This is a genomic window from Pseudanabaena sp. FACHB-2040, from assembly GCF_014696715.1.
Lineage (GTDB): Bacteria > Cyanobacteriota > Cyanobacteriia > Phormidesmidales > Phormidesmidaceae > JACVSF01.
This window is the reverse complement of the sequence record NZ_JACJQO010000019.1, coordinates 406,186-426,807: the sequence shown is the minus strand read 5'-3', so window position 1 is coordinate 426,807 and position 20,622 is coordinate 406,186. Positions and strand designations below refer to the sequence as shown.

Genomic DNA, 20,622 nt, shown 5'->3' with positions numbered 1-20,622 from the left:
TCAGCGTTCAATGTCGGCAGGTGGGGCTACTCCTAATCAATTAGCCAGTCTGCCGATTCTGAGGTCCCTGAGCGGGACTGCAGCGGCAGGACAGCCTCTAGGTTGCCATCAGGGCAGGGAATGATGTGGTGCCCAGCTACTCTGCCCTTCGGCATTCGGCCCAGCGTAGAAAGGGCGGCCTGAATGGCTGCCGTGACCTCCGAGACAGGCCCTCGGATGATGACGCTAATTAGCCCTGCCTGCACATTATCAAATCGCACAAACTGCACTTGGCCGCTCTTGCAGAGCGTATCAGCTGCTTCTAGGGCAGTGGGCATTCCCAGGGTTTCAATCACCCCAACGGCTTCTGGCATGGCACTTTAGCAATCGTATTTTAGCAATGGGGCTCGAGCAATCGAGGCTGAGCAGGCTTCTGCTAACAGCAGCTTCACGATAAGTTAAGGATGGCGCAATGAGAGCAGCCTATGACGACATCCTTGCCGATTCGCACGGCCACTATCGAGATTATTAGCAACCACACTCCGATCCTAGCTTATCTGGCAGAACCCGGTGGAGAAGGGCCTTTTCCGGCAGTGGTGGTGATTCAGGAGGTGTTTGGCGTCAATGCGCATATTCGATCGGTGACAGATCGGTTTGCCGAGGCTGGCTATGTTGCGATCGCACCCCATATTTACTACCGTCAAGCCCCTGGCTTTGAAGTCGGCTATTCTCAGGCGGATTTGGAGCTAGGCCGCAAATATAAGGTAGGTACTCAGGCCGACGAGCTGCTGAGCGACATTCAAGCTGCGGTCGATCTGCTGCACAGCAAAGCCACTGTCAAGCCGGACGGGGTTGGCTGCATCGGCTTTTGCTTTGGGGGCCATGTGGCCTACCTGGCAGCGACGCTACCAGCTATCAAGGCGACTGCTGTTTTCTATGGCGCGGGCATCACTTCACTAACGCCGGGTGGTGGCGAACCGACCCTAACCCGCACTCAAGCGATTGCTGGCACCGTTTATGGCTTCTTTGGCAACGAAGATCCGCTGATTCCGCTAAAGGAGGTAGATCAGATTAAAGCTGAATTGGCGAAACACAGCGTGCCCCATCAGGTCTTTCTCTACGAAGGAGTCGGGCACGGATTTTTTTGTGACCAGCGCGATAGCTACCATTCGCAAGCCGCTGGCGATGCCTGGCAGCAGGTGATGCAATTATTCAAAGAAACTCTATAGACGGGCTCACAGTTTCTTATTGCCGCTTGAACTTGTCAGCATCGTCTATAGCGCAGCCCTGCATTTTTATATGAATTGGCAGAGTCTAAACGACGCTTTACTCCCTTGCTTGGCTTCGTGAATCCAATAGGATTGCTATAGTTGAAAGACTGACTTTGCTCCGTTTGGGAGGACCGACGTTGACGTTTTCCGCTGATGATTTTGCCAGAGCCCTAGAAGAGCAGCACGACTACACGTTTCAGGTGGGTAGCGTCGTGCGGGGCACGGTTGTGAATTTTGATTCGGAGGGAGCTGCTGTGGATATCGGCGGCAAATCCTCGGCCCTGCTGCCCGTTGAAGAAGTGACCGTCAAGCGGGTAAGCAACCTGGCAGACGTGATCGATATTGGCGATGAAAGGGATTTTTTAATTATTCGCGATCAGGATGCAGATGGGCAGGTGCTGCTCTCGCTCCGCCGACTAGAGCTGAAAAAGCTGTGGGAGAAGCTGAGCGCCATGCAAGAAGAAAGCGCTACCGTTGAAGTCAAAGTTACCGGTACCAACAAGGGCGGCGTGACTGTAGACGTCGAAGGGCTGCGCGGGTTTGTGCCGCGATCGCACCTAAGCCAAAAAGTTGAAGATCTAGAAACTCTAGTAGGCAGCAAGCTCACGGTAGGTTTCCTGGAGGCAAACCCAGCGACTAACAAGCTGGTGCTCTCCCAACGAATTGCCGCCCGCACCCAAGTCATGACTCAGCTAGAGCTGGGTCAGCTCATCAGCGGTACCGTCGTCAACCTCAAGCCATTTGGCGCATTTATTGAATTCAACGGCATTACTGGCCTGCTCCACATCAACCAGATCAGCAAAAGTTACGTCGATTCGCTATCGACCATCTTTCAGCTAGGTCAAGCGATTAAAGCTGTTGTGGTCGATCTCGATGCGGCCCGTAATCGCATCTCGCTGTCAACCAAGGTGCTGGAGAAGTACCCTGGTGAAATGCTAAAGGATCTTGAAACTGTAATGGCCGAGGCCGAGAGCCGGACTCAAGACATTAGCCGCATTCTGGCCGAGAGCGAAAACTGATACGGGCCAAAATTCAGCGATACTGGTTTTGCACCAGCACATCACGTAGGATAGCCATTTGGCATGGGTAGCGTTTGGGAACTGGACTTTTATTCACGCCCAATTTTAGATGAGAACCAGAAGAAGGTCTGGGAGGTGCTCATTTGCGAAGGGCTGCAGACGGTAAACGCTGAAGCGAGAGAACCTTTTCGCTTCAGCAAGTTTTTGTCCAACAGCGAGGTCAACTCGATCAAGCTCAAAGAAGCCATTGAGGAGGCCTTGGCTCAGGCTCCAGCCCGGCCCAGCCGCATTCGCTTCTTCCGCTATCAAATGCAAAACATGATCAGCCGGGCCTGTGAAGATGCGGGGCTGTCTGCCAAGGCCAGTCGTCGCACCCTGACCCTGCAGCAGTGGCTAGACGATCGCAAGCAAAATTTTTACCCGCATCAGCCTGGCTACACAAATGCTCCAGCGCCCACCGTAGCAGCTCCCCCACCCAGCCCCCAGCCATTGCCAGATGCGCTAATGGGCCAGAAGTGGGCTTTTGTCACTCTAGAGGCGGCTGCCCTGCAGGAAATGCCCGACTGGGAAATTGATTTTGGCGAAGCCTTTCCCCTGGAGTTAGCAGGCATTAGCCCCGATACTCCAATTCCTGGCATTCTAATTTTCTCTCCTCGGGCAATGCCCCTAGCTGGCTGGATGTCTGGCTTGGAGCTGGGCTATCTGCGGCTAGAGCAAGGCAAAACCCCACGCGTAATTTTAGAAACAGGGCCGGCTGAGAGCTGGATTTTGGCAAACCTAACTACTGCCGACACCCAGAGCGAAGCCAAGGACTTTGAGGTGGCAAAGCAGGCAGCCAATCAAGTGCACTTCATTGGCGTGCAGGCTAACCCAGAAGCTGATTCATTTGCTGGGTTTTGGCTGCTGCAAGAGCGCAACTTTGGCTAAGGGTGGCTACCAAGATGTCTGCTAGCTCCCCTTCTAAGCCGCGCTTTCAGCCACTAGAAAAGTTTTGGCGGCAACCGCTTTGGGCCAGGGTGGGGCTGTATGCGGTGCTAAGTGCGATCGCACTGGTCATGCTCATCCCCCTGCTCTGGCTGCTCAGCACCGCCCTCAAGTCTGGCGATGAAAACATCTTTGCCTTTCCGCCCCAGCTCATTCCGGCTCGGCCCACCTTCCGAAATTTCATTACGGTCTGGCAGACCAACCCCTTCGGCCGCTATTTCATCAACAGCACGATTGTCGCCGTGCTCACGGTGGGGCTCAACCTGCTGGTATGCTCTCTTGCGGCCTACCCTCTGGCAAGGCTCGTCTTTCGGGGCCGTGAAGTAATCTTCTCCCTGGTAGTTTCCACCATCTTGATCCCATTTCAGATTGTCATGATTCCGCTGTACATCCTCACGGTGCAGCTGGGCTTGCGGAACTCCTATCTGGGGCTGATTTTCCCCTATATCGCTTCTGCCTTTGGCATTTTTCTCATGCGTCAGGCTTTTCAGAGCGTTCCTAAAGAGCTAGAAGAAGCGGCTCGCATGGATGGCTGTTCGGAACTGGGGATCTGGTGGAACGTGATGCTGCCAGCAACTCGTCCGGCGCTAGTCACGCTGGCCATCTTTACGTTCATTGGCTCCTGGAGCGATTTTCTCTGGCCGCTAATTGTTCTAGATCGGCCGGAGTACTATACCCTACCCCTGGGCGTGGCTCAGCTAGCGGGTAGCTTTTCCTTAGACTGGCGGCTGATCGCTGCCGGATCGGTAATTTCGATTGTGCCGGTGATTCTGCTGTTTGTGTTTTTGCAGCGCTACATTGTGCCTACAGAAACAGGCAGTGGGTTGAAGGGATAGGTGTTTTCTCCTATCTCCTATCTCATGTAGTGTGCGCTATCTCAGCGCGTGATGCACCAGAGCCAACAAGCATTAGGCTTTGGCAATTGATTGGTGCGTTGCACCACAGCGACAACGCACTAGCGGACTGTGCTCTGTCAGGATGTTAGCCCTTTAGGAAGCTAACCAGCTGCTGCAGCTTATCCCAGGCTGCCCCGCTGCTGAGAACGTCCTGGGCCAGACTCACGCCCTGCTGCACAGAGCCCTCCCAAGTTGCACTGGAGAGCGCGCCTCCTACCTTGAGTGCTAGGGCCGCATTCAAAGCGACCACGTCCTGCTGAGCCTGAGTGCCCTTGCCCTGGAGAACAGCTTGAAGGATGGCTGCATTCTCTGCGATCTCACCGCCCCGCAACGCTGTTTTGTCAGCGGCTGCTAGCCCAAATGCCTGGGGATCCAAAACGGCAGGGGTGACCTGTCCGTTTTCTAGCACTGCCAAATCGGTTTTATCGCCTAGACCGGCTTCGTCCAGATTTTCTCGACCGTGCAAGACAATTGCTTGGGGCATTTCGAGCTGATTGAGTGCTTCTGCCATTGAGGACAGCACCGACGGATCGAAAACCCCAATTACCTGACCGGTTGGCCGCAGCGGGTTCACCAGCGGCCCCAGCAGGTTAAAGACAGTTCGCACCTTAAGGCTGGCCCGGATAGGCGCTACGGCTTTCATTGCCGGATGCCAGCCCCGAGCAAACAGAAACGTAATGCCTGTTTCCTTTAGCGCTGCTCTGACTAGATCGGGGTGGGCGGCTAAATCAATACCTAGAGCTTCTAACACATCGGCAGAACCGACTTTGCTGGAGGCCGAGCGGTTACCGTGCTTGGCAACGGCAACGTCGGCTGCTGCCGTGACGAAAGCAACGGCAGTAGAAATATTGAACGTGTGAGAGCCATCGCCCCCGGTGCCGCAGGTGTCAATACGTGGGCTAGGTAGGCTGGTATCAGCTTCGCCTCCTAAGGACTGGGACTGCAGCACGCGGGCCATGCCTGCCAGCTCTGTCCCAGAGACGCCCTTTGCCTGAATGGCCGCCAGAAAAGCCCCCGACAGTTCGGGGGAAATGGCTGCACTCAACCATCCGGTCATCAACGCTTCGGCCTGGTCAGTTGTGAGGGACTGCTTGTCAATCAGCTGCTGCAGCAGTTGGGGCCAGTCTTGAATGGCGGGAGCGTCAACGGTGGCTTGGGTCACGGTGGGTGCAGGGTATTACTCAGCAATAATTTACCAGAGTATCAGAACGCCCGGAACTCGATTGCCAATATGGCCAGTGATCTGCTGGCTGCTGAGACAACTCATGGAGGTGCTGTTTGAGGGAATATCTACCTCCTAGAGGGCGCATTAAGGTGCACCGTTTTGAACAATGAGTCTTAATCGATTCATTTCAACGGAGCTGCTATGACTTCTACGCCTACTCAGGGGCTGCTTCAACTGCAGGTTGAGCCGGTTGTTCAGACTTACTTTACGGCCTTCAATCAGGGCGATTTCGCTGCAACCGCTGCTCTCTTTGCGGCTGAGGGAGAGCTTCGGGCCCCATTTGAAGAGCCCATCAGCGGTCGAGAGGCTATTGAGGCTTATCTGCAGGAAGAAGCAAGTAATATGCAGGCTAGCCCCCAAGAAATGGCGAGTGTTGAACTCGGTGAATTGAGGCAAGTCATTGTCAAAGGCACTGTACGAGCCATTATTTTTAATGTCAATGTGCGCTGGACATTTCTGCTTAACAATGAGGATGAGATTGTGCAGGCAGAAGTGAAGCTCTTAGCGTCTCTTCAAGAACTAATGAGCCTGCGCTCAGAATCGGAGGCAGAGTCGAACTGACGGTATGGAGACGCTTCAGACTATCTTCTAAAAGACTTTAAGCAAAGGCCGCTAGCGTTGCTAGCCAGTCAATCATGAGGGCATTGACGACGTCTGGGCGCTCATCGTGGGGGCAATGGCCTGTTTTTGGAATGCTGTGAAAGGTAACAACAGATTGGCCGTCTACGGCTGTGCTTAACGTCTTATAGACTTCTGCGCCTTTGATTGGAGTCCAAGGGTCGTCTTCCCCCCAAATTACCAGCAGCGGCTGTTGGATCAGGGGCAGCAGGTCGATAGGTCTAGGGCCAGGAGGCGCAGTCAAAATGGCGGCAAAGACTTTTTGGGCACCGGCTTCTAAAGCTGGTTGATGCAGCATGTCTATCAGTTCATCGGTGATAGCGTCTTTGTTGCCATAGACTTGCCGCAGGGAACCGCGAATCCGGTGCTTCTGGCGTACTTGATTAAAGAGCAGGGGCCCGGCCCAGTTTGAGCTGACCAGCTTGGTAAATGAGCCCATGACCAGCCGCAGGGGTGGGGGGAGTTCGTCGGGCCGGTGATTGAGTCCGCCTGCTGCGTTTAGCAAGATGCCGCCAGCGGCAATCTCAGGGTGGTTAGCTAGCATCATCATCGCTAGCAGCCCGCCAATGGAGTTGCCGACAAACACAGCTGGCCTCTGGATAAAGACGGTCCAGAAATCTTTGAGCAGATCTTGCCAGAGATCGAGGGAGTATGCGATCGCAGGTTTCTCCGATCCGCCAAAGCCCAACAAATCTAGGGCAAACACTTGATACCCGGCAGCGGCCAGCACTGGAATATTCTTGCGCCAGTGCCCACTCGATGCTCCGAAACCGTGGATTAAGACCAGGGGCTGTCCGGTGCCCTGCACCACATACTTAATGTTGTAGCCCTGCCAGGTCCAGGTCTGCTTTTCTAAAGCGAAGTCGGCAACGAGTTGGGCAGTCATAGGGAGATTATCAAGAAGTGTTTCATGTTCTTCCTTCATCATAAAAAGTTACAGCTAAATTCCCAACCGTAGTCGGTAGATTCGAGACTAATGCCCTGGATTCTACAGGCCCGGTAGGATAATCAGGGGAAGGGGTAAAACTGGATACGAGATCTTGGCCAAACAACGTTTAGACATGCTTTTGGTGGAACGCGGCCTATGCGACTCGCGGCAACAGGCTCAACGTTTGATACGAGCTGGCGAAGTTCAGGTCGATCATGCTGTAGTAGACAAACCGGGTACGCTGATTGCCGAGACAGCAACGATTCAGGTCAAGCAAAAGTCGCCCTATGTCTCGCGTGGCGGTGAAAAGCTGGCTAAGGCGCTGAGTGAATTTCAGATAGAGGTCTGCGATCGCATCTGCCTTGATGGCGGCATTTCTACCGGGGGCTTTACCGACTGTCTGCTGCAGGCAGGCGCAAAGCAGGTCTATGGCATTGATGTGGGCTATGGCCAGGCCGCCTGGTCTTTGCGCCAAGACGAGCGGGTAGTCCTTAGAGAACGAACCAACCTCAGGTATTTGTCCCCAGAAGACCTCTACAGCCCAGAAGCCCCTCGTCCAGACTTAGGCGTAATGGACGTTTCTTTTATTTCGCTAGGCAAGGTTTTGCCTGCCTTCTGGCAACTCTTGGTGGCTCCTCGCGAGGTCATCCTCCTGGTTAAGCCCCAGTTTGAGGTAGGCCGGGAAAAGGTGGGCAAAAAGGGCGTGGTGCGGGACTCTAAAGACCAAGCTGAGGCTATCTGGTGTGTGGTGCAGGTGGCGCGATCGCTGGGCTGGCTCTATCAGGGGCTGACCTGGTCACCGATTGTCGGCCCAGCCGGCAATATTGAGTATCTACTCTGGCTCAAAAGTGAGGGGGCAGAGACAGGGCCAATGGAATTGAGCCACATTCAAGCCCTGACTCAGAGTGCTCAGAACGATTTGACGTAGGGAAAGGCGTTGCGGTCAGGATTTCTACAACGCGTTGCCCCTACTTGCCGCCGTAGTAAAAAGCAATTTCCTTCTCCTTCAGGGGCGCAAAGTCAGCTGCCTGCAGCATCTGGTTTAGCTCATCTTTGGGAAAATGCTTGGCCCCAATGCGAACAATGCGGGAGCGCATAGTGTTAGTAACGCCGCTGCGCTGGCGCTGGGCTTCGATGCCCATTACTTTGCTGTATAGCTCTAAGCGAGCCGCAGGAATCGGGGTGCCATCAAAGTCGAGACCTTGTGCGATCGCAACATCAATTGCATCTGCGCCGGTCGTTTCAGCCGGATTTACGGTCATAGGTCAATCCTTTACAATCTCCATTGGCATCCTATCAGAAGGCGATCTCCTGTTCCCGACAGGTCTTATTAGACATCTCATTAGACACAAAAAAGCCCTGGTCTAAAAAGACCAGGGCTAGAGTTAAAAACCGAGCACTTTACTCAGTTCTTACCCTTGACTTACTTAACGGAAGCTTTAGCACCAGCTTCTTCTAGCTGCTTCTTAGCGTCCTCAGCGGCATCCTTAGCCACTGCTTCGCGAACAGACTTAGGTGCAGATTCAACCAACTCCTTAGCCTCTTTCAGACCAAGGCCAGTCAGCGCCCGGACCACCTTAAGAATAGCGATCTTCTTATCAGCAGGCACTTCTTCGAGAACGACGTCAAATTCGGTCTTCTCTTCTTCTGCTTCAGCCGGAGCTGCTGCGCCGGGCATCGCCATCATCATGCCGCCAGCCGGAGCCGCCGCGCTAACGCCAAAGGCTTCTTCAATTTGCTTGACCAGATCAGCTGCTTCCAGCAAGGTCAGGGTCTTAAGCTTCTCAAGAATTTCATCAGTTGCAGCAGACATTCCACTAATCTCCTTAGTATTGGACCAAATCAAACATTAAATCCGACTGCCGACAGCTGCCTAAGCAGCGTCGTTATCCTGCTCAGATACAGCCTTAATTCCTCGGGCCAGGGAAGACGGCACCTCTTTGATACCCACAGCAACCTTAGTGGCCAGAGCATTGAGCGCACCCGCAATTTGCGCGTACAGCTGATCTTTAGACGGCAGATCGCCAATGGCTTCAACCTGCTCTTTGGAGAGCGCTTTGCCCTCCATCACACCGCCGCGCAGTTCGGTCTTCTTGGAAACCTTTTGGAATTCCTTGTAAGCTTTGACCGCACCCGATACGTCTTCCTTGACTACCAAAAATGCAGAGGATTCCTTCAGGAATTCCTGCATAGGTTGCCAGCTTTCATCCCCTTCCACGGCAATCCGCATCAGGGTGTTCTTGGCGATCTTGCAAACGCCACCTTTCTCACGTAGACGTGTACGCAGATCGGTGATTTCTGCCACAGACAGCCCCTTGTAATCGATTACAAAGGTTAGTTGGGCTTCGCTCAGCAGCTCTTTAAGCTCTGAGACGATCTCCTTCTTGTCCTCTAACGTTCTCCCCATTCAATCTCACCTCCTTAAAAGTGGGAACGGTTGTCAAGCTTTTGCCCACAGGTCAGGGCCTAAAACAGCCGCCAGAAATTCAAAAACCCCGGCGAAGAGATGCCGGGGTTGACTCACAAAACTAGATTCACTGCTTAGTACAGTGAGTTTCTAGAAGCGAATGCATACCTCGGCAGGACTTTCAGCTAACACAAGTCAGCACCTGCTGTCTCCGGTTGTTATACAGTTTTAGGAAGTCAGACTCTAGACACTCTCCTGCAGAAGCTTCAACTGCTCAGTAAACCTATCAGCTCAAAAGCCTATATAGCTTCGGACAACTTGAAGTCACGCAGGCTGCTGACATCTAGAAAGATGGATGGACCCATCGTTGCTGAAATAGCCACACTGCGCCAGTAGCGACCTTTAGCCCCAGAAGGACGGTTGCGGTCAACACTCTCCTGTAGCGCCTTCAAGTTAACCAGCAGATCCTCACCTGAAAAATCCGCCTTACCGAACATAACATGAACAATCCCAGTTCGATCAGCCCGGTATTCCAATTTACCTGCTTTGAACTCCGAGATTGCTTGAGGCAGATCAAAAGTTACCGTCCCACCCTTAGGTGAGGGCATCAAACCCCGAGGACCAAGCTGACGACCGAGCTTAGCTACTTTAGGCATCATGTCGGGGGTAGCAATCAGGATGTCAAAATCCATCATGCCGCCCTGGATATCGTCAATCAGTTCCTCAGAACCTACGATATCAGCACCCGCATCGCTCGCCTCAGTCACCTTTTCGCCTCGGGCAATGACGGCTACTCGGATAGTTTGACCTGTGCCCTTAGGCAAAATCACCGTCGTCCGCAGCTGCTGATCCGTGTACTTAGGATCAATGCCCAGACGAATGTGGGCTTCAGCAGACTCAGTAAATTTGGCGTTAGCTGTTTCCTTGAGTAGGGAAAGCGCTTCTACCGGCTCATACAGCCGATCTTCAACTTTTTCCTGAAGCGCTTTCAGGCGCTTTGAAACTTTTTTAGCCATTTTGCTTGATACTCCTTGGGGTAATAACGAAGCTCAGCCTCTTCCCCGTAAACAACAAAGTTTATTTTCTCTGAAAGGCCCTGCTGAAAAAAGAATGTCAGGGCTAACAAGCCAGGGTTGCTACTACCCTAGTCTTGAACCGTAACACCCATATTACGAGCGGTGCCTTCAACGATATTCATAGCGGCTTCGACATCATTGGCATTTAAGTCAGGCATTTTTGTCTCGGCGATCTCCCGCAGCTGTTGGCGAGTGATGGAGCCTACCTTAACTTTTTGAGGTTCACCAGATCCACGCTCGATACCCGCTGCCTTTTTGATTAAAACCGAGGCTGGCGGCGTCTTCAGAATGAAGGTAAAGCTGCGATCCTCAAAGACGGAGATCTCAACCGGAACTACTAGGCCTACCTTATCAGCCGTTCTAGCATTGTACTCCTTGCAAAAGGCCATGATGTTGACCCCGTGCTGACCCAAAGCTGGACCAATAGGAGGCGCTGGGTTTGCCTTGCCAGCAGGAATGGCTAGCTTAATAATTGAAACAACCTTCTTCGCCATCGATTAACTCTCTTTCTGGACTTGATTAAATTCCAACTCTACCGGCGTGTCACGTCCAAAAATGGACAGCAGCGCCTTCAGCTTGCTGCGTTCGGGGCTAACTTCAATCACTTCCCCTTCAAAGTCTTTAAACGGTCCTGAGAGCACCAAAATCTTGTCGCCCGGTGCCATATCCACCTTGACCACAGGCTTTTGCTCTTCGGCCCGTTTGAAGATGCGCTCTACTTCAGTCATGCTCAATGGCATGGGTCTGACGTGGCCTCGGCCTCGACCGACAGCACGGCGCTGCTCTGCCCCTACAAAGTTGATGACGTGAGGCGTGTTTTTAACAACTGACCACGTTTCGTCATCCATCACCATGCGGACTAGCACGTAGCCAGGAAAGACCTTCTCGTCGATATTTTGTCGAGAACCGTCTTTACGCAGCTTGATTGCGGGAGTCTGAGGAATTTCGATGCGAAGCACGCGATTTTCCACATCCAGAGTCTTAGCTCTTTGCTCCAGATTTAACTTCACCCGCTTTTCACAGCCGGAAGCGACCTGAACCGCATACCACCGAGCTTTGCGCTTTAAGGCTTCTTCGGTAAGGTCAGGTCTGTCAAGCTCTTCTTCCGCCGTTTCAGGCGTGGACTCATCGTAGTTAAATTCGTCCGATGCGTAGGTCATCTAAAATACCTGCCTAGACATCCAGCCAAAGAGCTTATCTATCAAGTAGATCAGGGAGGCAGAAAGACTGACCATTAGAATGACAGCGGCTGATTCACTGATGAGCTGTTGACGGCTTGGCCAGACAACTTTGCCCAACTCTTCCTTGGTGTCCTGCAAAAAGCCCCCAACGTCAAGACCGCTGCCGCCAGCAGTGGGCTGGCTGTCAGCATCCTTGCGCTTTGTTTCTGTATTGGTGTCTTTCTTGACCACTGCGTTTGGCTCCTGTGCTGTCTGATGGAAGAGGTGGCAATTTACCGCCTCAAATAGCAGCCCAAGTGTGCACTTCTGGCTGCAATACGACCCCAAACTACCCAAACAACAATTCTACCCGAAGCTCAGTCAAGTCAGCTTAAATGCTTAAGACCCCTGTAACTTCAGGCAGAATTGGTGCCGTGTTCAGCGCGCCCTGAAGGACTCGAACCCTCGACATCAGGTTTTGGAGACCTGCGTTCTACCAACTGAACTAAGGACGCATGAGGCCAAACTTAATTTGGTTAACCCCACCCAATCAAGCTACCTTGGCCGTAACCAAGATCTTACTTGATCGGACGATCAAATCGCTGCTTCAAGCGAGTTGCTTTGCCCACCCGGTCACGCAGGTAGTAAAGCTTGGCACGACGAGCTCGACCCCGACGAAGCACGGTGATGCTAGCAACCCGAGGTGCATGAACCAGGAAAACCCGCTCAACACCGACTCCTTGAAAGATTCGGCGGACGGTGATGGCCTCGTTAATGCTCCCATTGCGCTTGGCAATGACTGTACCTTCGTAGGGCTGAATCCGCTCTTTGCCACCCTCTTGAATGCGAACGCCAACCCGAACAGTATCGCCGACATAAATGTCGGGCAGATCTGTTTTTAAGTGCTCCGCCTCAATCGAGCGGATGATTTGCTCTGCGTTCATAAAGGCCTGTCAAAGTCACGGTCTATCATTATACGGTAAGTACCGCAAAAAGCCAAATTTCTTTAAGCCCACTAACGAAACCGGAGATGGTTTGTAGTCGATGGCTTTAGACCTTGGCTTACCTACCGTACACTAAATGAGTAGCATTAAAGTAGACTGGCCCTGCCTCTTTTGCGAGTGTATTTTCCTTCAAAGACCGGATAACCCCCTTAATGCAGTATCTCCGTCAATCTCTCCTGACTATCTGTATTTGCCTCTATACGTTCATGGCGGTGGCTCTGGGCTTGAACTTCCTGGTGGGGCGAGTGGATAAAACGGCTGCGGTTGGTTTTTATCATCCTGATCTGGCTCCTGATATTTTTGAGGTTGTTGAGGCAGAGGATTCGCCAACATCTTGGGTAGAGTCTGTGCTGCAGGCCAGCTCAGACCCTTGCTTGGAAGAAATTTGCTTCTGAAGTTTGCTTCTAAGGTTGTTTGTCGGCTCTTTGGCCGTCGTGTCTGTGCCTTAACCGCTTTGTGATTTTTAAGCACTAGCTATTGATATGAAAATTTTGTCCCAGTTACTTTCAAAGCGTTCTTCTGAGGCAACTCGTTCTCGCCGCTCAGGTCGTCGGGCCAATGGTGTTGAGCTGAAGTCTGAGGCGGAGATCGCCATCATGCGAGAAGCCGCTCGCATTGTTGCGACCGTCTTGAAGGAAATCTCTGAGCAGGTCAAACCGGGCATGACCACGGCTGATCTGGACGAGTATGCTGAACAGCGCATTCGAGAGCTGGGGGCGACGCCTAGCTTTAAGGGGTACCACGGGTTTCCGGCCTCTATCTGTGCCTGTGTCAACGACGAGGTCGTGCACGGCATTCCTCGGGGTCGTAAGGTGATTCGGGTAGGGGACCTGCTTAAGGTCGATACGGGGGCTTACTACAATGGCTTCCACGGAGATTCGTGTATCACGATCGCAGTAGGTCAGATTTCAGAGCAGGGACAGCAGCTGATGGCAGCGGCTGAGGCAGCTCTCTATGCCGGTATTGGCCAGGTCAAGCCGGGCAATAGTCTACTCGATATTGCTGGGGCGATTGAGGACAGTATCAATGCCTCTGGCTTTAGCGTGGTCGAAGATTTTACGGGGCATGGCGTGGGTCGGAACCTGCATGAGGCTCCTTCAGTATTTAATTTCCGCACTCGTCAGTTGCCCAATGTGAAGCTCCTGCCGGGAATGACTCTGGCGATTGAACCGATTCTCAATGCCGGGTCGAAGCATACGCGCACGCTGAGCGATCGCTGGACTGTTGTGACTGTTGATCGCAGTCTCTCAGCCCAGTTTGAGCATACGGTTTTAGTAACTGAAGACGGCTACGAAATTCTTACCGATCGCACTCAGCTTTGAGCAGTGGTTTCTGCCGGCTGAGAATAGGGCTTTAGGCACGCCTGGCTACCGTACTCGATTTGGATAGCCGTATCGACGGTGTAAGCTTTTTGTTCGCCGGTAGCCGGGAAATTGTGCTGTTTAACCATCTCTAGCACTGCCGTATTTAGGAAGCCGTAGCCGGTGCTTTGGAGCAGACTGAGTTCTCCTTGAATCTGGCCGCTGGGACTAACCACTGCACCGACCACAGCAGGCAGTGGATCAGGGCTCAGGCAGACCCGCCGATGGTGCTTGAGCGTGAGGGATGACTCTAAGTCTTCATTCCACAGATCGGGTCGTCCGGCAGCCTGTTTGACAGACTCTATCCACTGAGACAGATTGACGCTGTACTCGGTTCCGCTGGTGTTGATGGGTGAGAAAGTGTATTGCTGCGTTAGGGCAGCTGCTAGCTGATTAATCTGGGTTGCTGGCAGCGTCAGGCTTTGGGCATGGGCTAGTAGCTTTTGGTGGATTGTTGAGTTAAACGGCTGCCGCTGAACAGACGGCAGGGGTGCTCCTGGATTAGGGGGGCTAGGCGGGGTATTTGACGGGGATTGACTAAGGGTAGGAACTGCGGCCCTCTCGGATGAAGCCGAGGGCTGATTCTGGCGGGATGTCTGATTGGTGCGATCGCGGCGAGACTGGGTCTGAGTTGGTCTTTGAGCCTGGTTACGAGCGTTGCTGCCTGCTGCTGGGGTGGCTGATGCTGTTCCTGGCGCTGATCCTGGGGGAGCTGCTGACTGGGCAGGACGGCTTTGGCTGCCGACTGCGGCAACTGGTGTTGAGGCGGCAGGCTGTGCGGCAGTGGGCTGGCTGGGGGGGGCACTGGGAGGAATGCGCGTGATGGCAATATCGTCTTGCTCAAAATCAGGTGGGGGGATGTCTGCCTCATCGGAGGCAGCGGTGGGAATGAAGAGCAAGGCGACGTGAAGCCCTAGGGATGCCAGCAGCATAGGAGCCCAAAAAAGTCGCCAGGAACCTGTTTTTTGCTTACTTTCGGAGGGTCTTCTCATGGTTTTGCAACTAGCGGGGATCGTTGTCCCACATAACGAGTAAGGTTGAGCCCTCAAGCTGAACCAGACTAATGTAGAAAACTGTTTGGCCTTCAGCGTTTTGGGCTTCAAAGAAGCGCTCTTCTACAAAGGCTTCTTGCTCCACAAAGCTTAATCCACTGGCTTCATAGGCAGCCTGCAGGCCGTCCCGCAGAATTGTACCAGGTTCTTTATCCAACCATCGGGCGGTGGTGTTTGGCAGTGCAGTCGGGGTGTGATCGACGTTAGCTAGAAACCGGTCGGCGCTGCTTGGATTTCTGAACCTCCTGCGATCTGGTAGCCCAATCGTACCCGTGTAGTCCGACACGCCAATATTGGGGAGGTTTGCGAAGAACTGCTGTCGGGAGGCCTGGGGATCGAAAGCAGGAGTGGCTGGAGGCTCGTCTGCGGGGGGGGCTTGGAATGGATCGTCTACTGCTGGAGGATCGTCGACAGGATTGTCTTCGGGCGGCGGCAGGGTATCGGGATTGGCTGGGGCGGCGGCGGCTGGGGAAGGAGCTGGTTGAGCTGTGGCTGGAGGCGTTTCTGCTGAGGGTGGAGGTGCTGTTTCAATCGGCTCAGGCTCAACTAGTTCAGGTCGAGCAATGCCGAGAATATCAATAACGGCAGGTTCTTCTTCCTCTGCTTCCTCTGGCTCTACAGCCGTCTGAGGAGAGGATAATGGAAAGGCCAGCAGAATAGCGTGAAGTGCTATCGAGGTAATGAAGAGTGGAGCCACCAGCCATTTTGAGAGGTAAGGTCTTTTTGAGGGTGAGGGCCTGAATTGATCGCCCATAACTAGGGTAATTGCTTGAGCAGTAGTGGCAATGGTGGTTACACGGAAGATGCGATCGCATCTTCCTGAGATCGCATCACAGCGCTGTCAAAAACTCTTGGGGTAGATGAACTGCCCCAAGAGTTTTGATGAGCTGCTGATTAAGGCGCTAAGGGAGGTCTACAGGGCAGCGAGTCCTTCGCTGTACTGAGCAGAGGGCAGCGGTACGTAACCAATTTCGGGAACGATGTCCTCGGCGTTGTTTAGGTAGTACTGCACAAAAGAGCGCACCTCAGGTTTCTCGAGGCTGGCTCTGCTGACGTAGATATAGAGTGGCCGGGATAGAGGTGTGTAGCTGCCGCTCTCAACGTTAGCGGGGGTGGGATAAACTCCGTCAATGGCAACGGCATTTAGCCTTTCTTGGTTTTCCAGGTAGTAGGACATGCCAAAGTAACCGAGGGCGTTGCGATCGCGCTCGACGCCGACGACTAGGATGTTGTCGTCTTCGCTGGCGGTGTAGTCAGCGCGGCTAGCCCCAGCTTCGCCCACAATTTCTTCTGTGAAATAGTCGAAAGTGCCGGAGTCTGTACCAGGGCCAAACAGGTTGATGGGCTGGTTGGGCCAGCTAGGATCGATTTGGTTCCAGCGGGTGATAGTGCCCTCGGCGTCGGGCTCCCACAGCATCTTGAGTTGTTCGACCGTCATTTCTTGGGCCCAAGTGTTGTCAGGGTTGACCACAACAGTGAGGGCGTCGTAAGCGACGGGAATTTCGATAAATTCGATGCCTGCTGCCGCACAGGCTTCTTTCTCTGAATCTTTGATGGGGCGAGATGCGTTGGAAATATCGGTCTCACCTTCACAGAATCTCCTGAAGCCGCCGCCGGTACCTGAGACACCGACAACAACTTGGCTGCCCTGGTTAGCCGCCATAAAATCTTCCGCCATCGCTTCGGAGATGGGGAAAACTGTGCTCGAGCCGTCGATTTCAATCAGTGCACTCTGGGACAGGGCCTGGGGAGCAGACACTCCTAGGGCTGCCAATGCTGCGATCGCACCTGCAACAGCAACACGATTGAGCTTAACTTCGCTCACAACCATACAATCACACTCCGTGGCGTTTGATATGTCAAAACTGGCCACACGTAACCCTATCGGCCCCAGGTAAAGGGTGAACCGTAAAGAGATTATGAGAGTGCGTTGAATTAATTAAAGAAAGGTAAAAGGGGTTGGCGATTACCTATTCAACTGCTAGCGAAACTCGATTGCCGCCAATGGCACGCAGCTCTGTCAGGAGATCGGCCACGGTTTCGTAGGACAGATCGCGATCTGCTTTGAGAATAATTTTGCCTTCGGGATTTTGGCCGAAGTAGGTGCGAATGCGCTGATCTAGCTGAGCCGACGAGATGGGCTGGTTATCCATAACCAAGTCGCCGTTGCTGTCTAGGCCCACAATTAAAGGGTCTACGGTCTGAGCGGCGGGTTCTTGATCAGCCCCTGTGACCGACTGCGGCAGCCGCACGTTGGCTAGCTGAGTTCCGGTTAGGGTCATGGCGATGATGATGAAAAAGGTCAGTACTGTCATCAGCACGTCCATCATCGGGACGAGGTTGACTTCGGGAATACCGGAACTGCGAGTGCGGTCTTGGAAGCGCATAATTTCTAGACCGAGTCAAAGATGGACAAAATTTACCCTCTAGCTTAACTGCTTCTGAGCTGCGATCGCAGGTGCCTTAGTCCAGTTAGCGGGGGGCTGGCCCAGGCGATCTCGCCACTGCTGCACTGGCTGGCGCAGCAGCGAGGGCAACCAGGTATCGTATTGGGGATAGACTGGCAGGCGCGGCTGCAGGTGCCAGTCGCCAGGCTGTAGACGGGCTGCCAGGCTCGCTGCCGTGGGGTGAGGATAGTCAGGATTGACTTCATCGGTGGGGCCAATGCCGCCCAGATCGTGGGCTCCTGCTTCTAGGCAAGCCAGCAGACAGGCATCATTGACCAGATTAGGCGGAATTTGCAGGGTGATGTCGGCAGGCAGCAGTTCTCGGCTCATCTGCACGACTTCGATTAGCTGCGCTGGGGGAAAGGGCTTTTCGGCTTTGGCCTGGGAGGTGCCAGGGCTGTGGGGTTGCAGAATGACCTCCTGAATGTGGCCGTGGGTGAGGTGGAGGGCTGCGATCGCACCCAATGTCTCCCGCCAATCTTCCGGCGTCTCCCCAATTCCTAACAACAGCCCGGTGGTGAAGGGAATCTGGAGTTCTCCAGCCCAGGCCAACTGTTGAAGCCGCAGATCGGGCACCTTACTAGGCGCGTGGCGATGAACTGTCTCTAGTAGCCGAGGCGTGATTTGCTCTAGCATCAGCCCCATCGATACGTTCACCTGCTTAAGACGAGCCATTTCGTCGAAGCTGAGCGGCCCGACGTTGGTGTGAGGCAAAAATCCGAGGTCTAGCGCCAGCTCACACAGGCTGTAGATATGCTCAAACCAGTCCTGTCGTCGTAGACTTTGGGGATGAACTTCGCCGCTTAGTATAAGAATCTCGATGACGCCCTGACCCTGAAGCTGCTGGAGCCGCTGTTGGGCTTCTGTCAGACTCAGCCACGAATCTTGCCCTGGATCGACCCGGAAGTTGCAGTAGGTGCAACGGTTAAAGCACTCGTAGGTGGGGACGAGGGTGTAGGCGGGGCTGTAGGTGATGAGGTGGGGCATTTGGGTGGAAGAGGGGTGGAGGGGTGGAGGGCGGTTTTGTGACGATTCTAATGGTAAGAACCCAGTAGGATAGTTGGGATTTCAAATCCTGCTTTGTGGCGATGAATGACGATATTCTCCGGTCTCTTCAGGCGGATCAGATTCGGTTTTTGCGGGTGGTGTGGTGTGACAATGCCAACGTGATTCGCGGTAAGGCGATTCATCGGGATGCGTTTGGGGGGGCACAGGAAGGGGTGGGGCTGTCGGCGGCGCAGCAGGCGATTCCGGTAATGGCGGATGCGGTAGCTCCGGGGAGTGGGCTAGGGCCGGTGGGAGAGGTGTGGCTGGTGCCAGATTGGGCTACGCTGCAGCGACTGCCCTATGCGCCGGGCCATGCGCGGGTGATGGGGGACATGGTGCGGGCGGGAGAGCCTTGGCCTTGGTGCGGCAGGCAGTTTCTCAAGCGGATGATTGGGCAGGCGGCAGGGCTGGGGCTGGAGATTAAAGCGGCTTTTGAGCCGGAGTTTTATCTGCTGCGGCATGAGAATGGGCAGATCTTGCCAGCGGATACTACAGTGTTTGCGGCTAGCCTGGCGATGGATTTGCAGCATGGGGTGATTAATGCGATCGCAGATGCCCTGAGCGCCCAAGGTGTTTTGATCGAGCAGTATTACCCAGAGTCGGGGCCGGGACAGCAGGAAATCTCGGTGTGCTACACGGATGCGCTAGCCGCAGCCGACCAGCACATTATTTACCGGGAAACGGTGCGGGCCGTGGCTCGTCAGCATGGTCTGGTGGCTTCCTTTGTGCCAAAGGTGTTTGAAGCGGCAGCGGGCAGTGGCTGTCACCTTCACCTCAGTCTTTGGCGCGATGGTGGGAACATTACCGGGAACGGCAGCGGTGCGCTCTCCTCTACAACTCAAGCGTTCACGGCGGGGCTGCTAACCCATCTCCCCGCGCTGATGGCCCTGACGGCTCCTAGCACCAATTCCTACCGCCGCCTACAGCCCCATTTTTGGAGCGGGGCCTTTCGGGCCTGGGGCTATGACAATCGGGAAGCGGCGATTCGAGTGCCTAGCAATCCTGCGCCGCCTAGCCCGACTCATATTGAGCTGAAGACGGTGGATGGGGCGGCGAATCCTTATTTGGCGTTGGGAGGTGCGATCGCAGCCGGACTAGACGGCCTCCAGCAAAATCTGCCGCTGCCTGAACCTATTGATTGCGACCCTGGCACTCTGAGCGAAGCCGAACGCAGCGCCCGCCAGATCGACCGGCTGCCGACTGACCTCAAAACCGCAATTCATGCTCTGCGGCAGAACCTGCCCCTCACCCAAGCGTTAGGAGAGCCGTTGGCCCAGACCTATTTGGCTGTGCGTCAGGCGGAGTGGGACGCGATGAAAGATTTGGACCTGGAAGGAGAAGTCCGGATGCTGCTAGAACGGTATTAATTTCTCACTGGTCAGGATCGATGCCTGCCTGCCGTAGACGCTCCTTAAGTTGCTCTAGCTGTGCCTCTGCCTGCTCGGCTCGCTGTTTTGCTTGCTCGGCCTGTTGTTCGGCCTGCTGGCGGGCTAAGGTTTCCTGCTTAAGCGAAGCGGCCAACTCTGCTGGAATCAACAGCCTCTCTCCTGTATCCTCCCGGTAAAAGCCGATGAGCTGGCCTTCTACCTGGAGCCGGAGCTTGAGCGGTTCGCTTCGTCCATCAGTAATTGGTTCGTAGATTTCTCCTCGCAGCCGATATCCTTTGAGCTGGCCTTCGATCCACTCGCCTTTGGGGTCAAACAGCCAGTATTCCTGAACGCCCATCTGCTCGTACAGGGTTTTCTTAAACACCTGGTCTTGCTCGCGGGTGCCTTTTGAGGTCATTTCAAAAACGACGGCTGGCACCTCACCCTCTTCCCAAGTCTTGTAGTTGTCGCGTCCCCCCGGCTCCACATTGAAAATCACCATGACATCAGGAGCTACCCGCAGTCGGGGAAAGCCCTGAGCGTAATAGAGAAACTGGTTTCCCAATACCGTTGCTCGCTGCCCTTCCAGGTATTGCAGCAGCACTTCCATCGTGACCAGCAGGGCATAGAGATGCACGAAGCTTTCGGCCACAGGTTCACCATCGGAGCTGGGATAGTCAATCTCGGCCTCTGTCTGGGGTGAAAACGCAGCAGTCACGGCGATTCTCCAGAGGGGTTTCCTATCATTATGCTATTGGTCACTGTTGTGTCGCATTGCTGC

The 20,622-nt window shown here is 54.1% G+C and carries 26 protein-coding genes, 1 tRNA gene and 1 other annotated feature; of the genes, 9 read left to right on the top strand and 18 right to left on the bottom strand.

Going from position 1 to position 20,622, the window contains the following annotated elements; all coding sequences use genetic code 11:
• Window positions 1-32: 32 nt before the first annotated feature.
• Window positions 33-353: a BMC domain-containing protein gene (locus tag H6G13_RS22200; protein WP_190486883.1), complete on the bottom strand. Its 321-nt coding sequence runs from the start codon at window positions 351-353 to the stop codon at window positions 33-35.
• Between the two features lie 111 nt (window positions 354-464).
• Between H6G13_RS22200 and H6G13_RS22195 the strand changes: the two genes are divergently transcribed.
• The 4 genes from H6G13_RS22195 to H6G13_RS22180 all read left to right on the top strand — a co-directional run bounded on the left by H6G13_RS22195 (window position 465) and on the right by H6G13_RS22180 (window position 4,089).
• Window positions 465-1,208: a dienelactone hydrolase family protein gene (locus tag H6G13_RS22195; RefSeq protein ID WP_190486881.1), complete on the top strand. Its 744-nt coding sequence runs from the start codon at window positions 465-467 to the stop codon at window positions 1,206-1,208.
• 179 nt (window positions 1,209-1,387) lie between these two features.
• On the top strand, window positions 1,388-2,269 hold the full coding sequence (locus H6G13_RS22190) for a S1 RNA-binding domain-containing protein (RefSeq protein WP_190486879.1): 882 nt from the start codon (window positions 1,388-1,390) through the stop codon (window positions 2,267-2,269).
• A 63-nt stretch (window positions 2,270-2,332) separates the two neighbouring features.
• Window positions 2,333-3,196, top strand: a complete 864-nt coding sequence (locus H6G13_RS22185; RefSeq protein WP_190486877.1) for a Tab2/Atab2 family RNA-binding protein — start codon at window positions 2,333-2,335, stop codon at window positions 3,194-3,196.
• Between the two features lie 128 nt (window positions 3,197-3,324).
• Window positions 3,325-4,089 carry a carbohydrate ABC transporter permease gene (locus tag H6G13_RS22180; RefSeq protein ID WP_242028472.1) on the top strand — a complete coding sequence of 255 codons (765 nt, stop codon included), beginning with the start codon at window positions 3,325-3,327 and terminating at the stop codon, window positions 4,087-4,089.
• A gap of 145 nt (window positions 4,090-4,234) precedes the next feature.
• Here H6G13_RS22180 and trpD read toward each other — a convergent pair whose 3' ends face one another.
• On the bottom strand, window positions 4,235-5,311 hold the full coding sequence (gene trpD, locus H6G13_RS22175; protein ID WP_347277515.1) for an anthranilate phosphoribosyltransferase: 1,077 nt from the start codon (window positions 5,309-5,311) through the stop codon (window positions 4,235-4,237).
• 204 nt (window positions 5,312-5,515) lie between these two features.
• Here trpD and H6G13_RS22170 point away from each other — a divergent pair, with 204 nt between their 5' ends.
• Window positions 5,516-5,935, top strand: coding sequence for a nuclear transport factor 2 family protein (locus H6G13_RS22170; RefSeq protein ID WP_190486873.1), 420 nt, complete (start codon window positions 5,516-5,518; stop codon window positions 5,933-5,935).
• 37 nt (window positions 5,936-5,972) lie between these two features.
• Here the strand turns inward: H6G13_RS22170 and H6G13_RS22165 are convergent, their stop codons facing one another.
• Entirely contained in the window at window positions 5,973-6,878 is a 906-nt protein-coding gene (locus H6G13_RS22165) for an alpha/beta fold hydrolase (RefSeq protein ID WP_190486871.1), read from the bottom strand.
• Window positions 6,879-7,032: 154 nt separating this feature from the next.
• Here H6G13_RS22165 and H6G13_RS22160 point away from each other — a divergent pair, with 154 nt between their 5' ends.
• Window positions 7,033-7,848, top strand: a complete 816-nt coding sequence (locus tag H6G13_RS22160) for a TlyA family RNA methyltransferase (protein WP_190486868.1) — start codon at window positions 7,033-7,035, stop codon at window positions 7,846-7,848.
• Between the two features lie 40 nt (window positions 7,849-7,888).
• Here H6G13_RS22160 and H6G13_RS22155 read toward each other — a convergent pair whose 3' ends face one another.
• The 9 genes from H6G13_RS22155 to rplS form a co-directional block, all read right to left on the bottom strand.
• A complete protein-coding gene (locus H6G13_RS22155; protein ID WP_190486866.1) occupies window positions 7,889-8,182 on the bottom strand; it encodes a DUF4090 family protein in 294 nt (97 codons plus the stop codon).
• Window positions 8,183-8,343: 161 nt separating this feature from the next.
• Entirely contained in the window at window positions 8,344-8,733 is a 390-nt protein-coding gene (rplL, locus tag H6G13_RS22150) for a 50S ribosomal protein L7/L12 (protein WP_190486864.1), read from the bottom strand.
• 60 nt (window positions 8,734-8,793) lie between these two features.
• The gene (gene rplJ / locus H6G13_RS22145) at window positions 8,794-9,327 is read right to left on the bottom strand and encodes a 50S ribosomal protein L10 (protein WP_190486862.1); all 534 of its coding nucleotides are present in this window, start codon (window positions 9,325-9,327) and stop codon (window positions 8,794-8,796) included.
• A 71-nt stretch (window positions 9,328-9,398) separates the two neighbouring features.
• Window positions 9,399-9,560 (bottom strand) — a sequence feature (ribosomal protein L10 leader region).
• Between the two features lie 66 nt (window positions 9,561-9,626).
• Window positions 9,627-10,343, bottom strand: coding sequence for a 50S ribosomal protein L1 (rplA, locus tag H6G13_RS22140; protein ID WP_190486860.1), 717 nt, complete (start codon window positions 10,341-10,343; stop codon window positions 9,627-9,629).
• Window positions 10,344-10,471: 128 nt separating this feature from the next.
• Window positions 10,472-10,897 (bottom strand): 50S ribosomal protein L11, encoded by a 426-nt coding sequence (gene rplK, locus H6G13_RS22135; protein WP_190486858.1) that lies wholly within the window; start codon window positions 10,895-10,897, stop codon window positions 10,472-10,474.
• Window positions 10,898-10,900: 3 nt separating this feature from the next.
• Complete coding sequence (gene nusG / locus H6G13_RS22130; RefSeq protein WP_190486856.1) at window positions 10,901-11,563, bottom strand: transcription termination/antitermination protein NusG; 663 nt, start codon at window positions 11,561-11,563, stop codon at window positions 10,901-10,903.
• Complete coding sequence (gene secE, locus H6G13_RS22125) at window positions 11,564-11,815, bottom strand: preprotein translocase subunit SecE (RefSeq protein WP_190486854.1); 252 nt, start codon at window positions 11,813-11,815, stop codon at window positions 11,564-11,566.
• A 190-nt stretch (window positions 11,816-12,005) separates the two neighbouring features.
• A tRNA-Trp gene (locus tag H6G13_RS22120) sits at window positions 12,006-12,078 on the bottom strand.
• Window positions 12,079-12,141: 63 nt separating this feature from the next.
• Window positions 12,142-12,507, bottom strand: coding sequence for a 50S ribosomal protein L19 (gene rplS / locus H6G13_RS22115; protein WP_190486852.1), 366 nt, complete (start codon window positions 12,505-12,507; stop codon window positions 12,142-12,144).
• A gap of 212 nt (window positions 12,508-12,719) precedes the next feature.
• Between rplS and H6G13_RS22110 the strand changes: the two genes are divergently transcribed.
• The gene (locus H6G13_RS22110; protein WP_190486850.1) at window positions 12,720-12,962 is read left to right on the top strand and encodes a hypothetical protein; all 243 of its coding nucleotides are present in this window, start codon (window positions 12,720-12,722) and stop codon (window positions 12,960-12,962) included.
• A gap of 87 nt (window positions 12,963-13,049) precedes the next feature.
• Entirely contained in the window at window positions 13,050-13,889 is an 840-nt protein-coding gene (gene map, locus H6G13_RS22105; RefSeq protein ID WP_190486847.1) for a type I methionyl aminopeptidase, read from the top strand.
• On the opposite strand, the gene H6G13_RS22100 is transcribed toward map, so the two are convergent.
• The 5 genes from H6G13_RS22100 to cofG all read right to left on the bottom strand — a co-directional run bounded on the left by H6G13_RS22100 (window position 13,880) and on the right by cofG (window position 18,414).
• Window positions 13,880-14,860: a hypothetical protein gene (locus tag H6G13_RS22100; RefSeq protein ID WP_190486845.1), complete on the bottom strand. Its 981-nt coding sequence runs from the start codon at window positions 14,858-14,860 to the stop codon at window positions 13,880-13,882. The two genes, map and H6G13_RS22100, sit on opposite strands and share 10 nt — an antisense overlap.
• A gap of 70 nt (window positions 14,861-14,930) precedes the next feature.
• Window positions 14,931-15,677, bottom strand: a complete 747-nt coding sequence (locus tag H6G13_RS22095) for a hypothetical protein (protein WP_190486843.1) — start codon at window positions 15,675-15,677, stop codon at window positions 14,931-14,933.
• Between the two features lie 216 nt (window positions 15,678-15,893).
• The gene (locus H6G13_RS22090; protein WP_190486841.1) at window positions 15,894-16,811 is read right to left on the bottom strand and encodes a PstS family phosphate ABC transporter substrate-binding protein; all 918 of its coding nucleotides are present in this window, start codon (window positions 16,809-16,811) and stop codon (window positions 15,894-15,896) included.
• 139 nt (window positions 16,812-16,950) lie between these two features.
• On the bottom strand, window positions 16,951-17,367 hold the full coding sequence (locus H6G13_RS22085; protein ID WP_190486839.1) for a biopolymer transporter ExbD: 417 nt from the start codon (window positions 17,365-17,367) through the stop codon (window positions 16,951-16,953).
• Between the two features lie 39 nt (window positions 17,368-17,406).
• Window positions 17,407-18,414 (bottom strand): 7,8-didemethyl-8-hydroxy-5-deazariboflavin synthase subunit CofG, encoded by a 1,008-nt coding sequence (gene cofG / locus H6G13_RS22080; RefSeq protein ID WP_190486837.1) that lies wholly within the window; start codon window positions 18,412-18,414, stop codon window positions 17,407-17,409.
• 101 nt (window positions 18,415-18,515) lie between these two features.
• On the opposite strand from cofG, the gene H6G13_RS22075 reads away from it, so the two are divergent.
• Window positions 18,516-19,841, top strand: a complete 1,326-nt coding sequence (locus H6G13_RS22075; RefSeq protein ID WP_190486836.1) for a glutamine synthetase family protein — start codon at window positions 18,516-18,518, stop codon at window positions 19,839-19,841.
• 4 nt (window positions 19,842-19,845) lie between these two features.
• Here H6G13_RS22075 and H6G13_RS22070 read toward each other — a convergent pair whose 3' ends face one another.
• The gene (locus H6G13_RS22070) at window positions 19,846-20,559 is read right to left on the bottom strand and encodes a Uma2 family endonuclease (protein WP_190486833.1); all 714 of its coding nucleotides are present in this window, start codon (window positions 20,557-20,559) and stop codon (window positions 19,846-19,848) included.
• Between the last annotated feature and the right edge of the window lie 63 nt (window positions 20,560-20,622).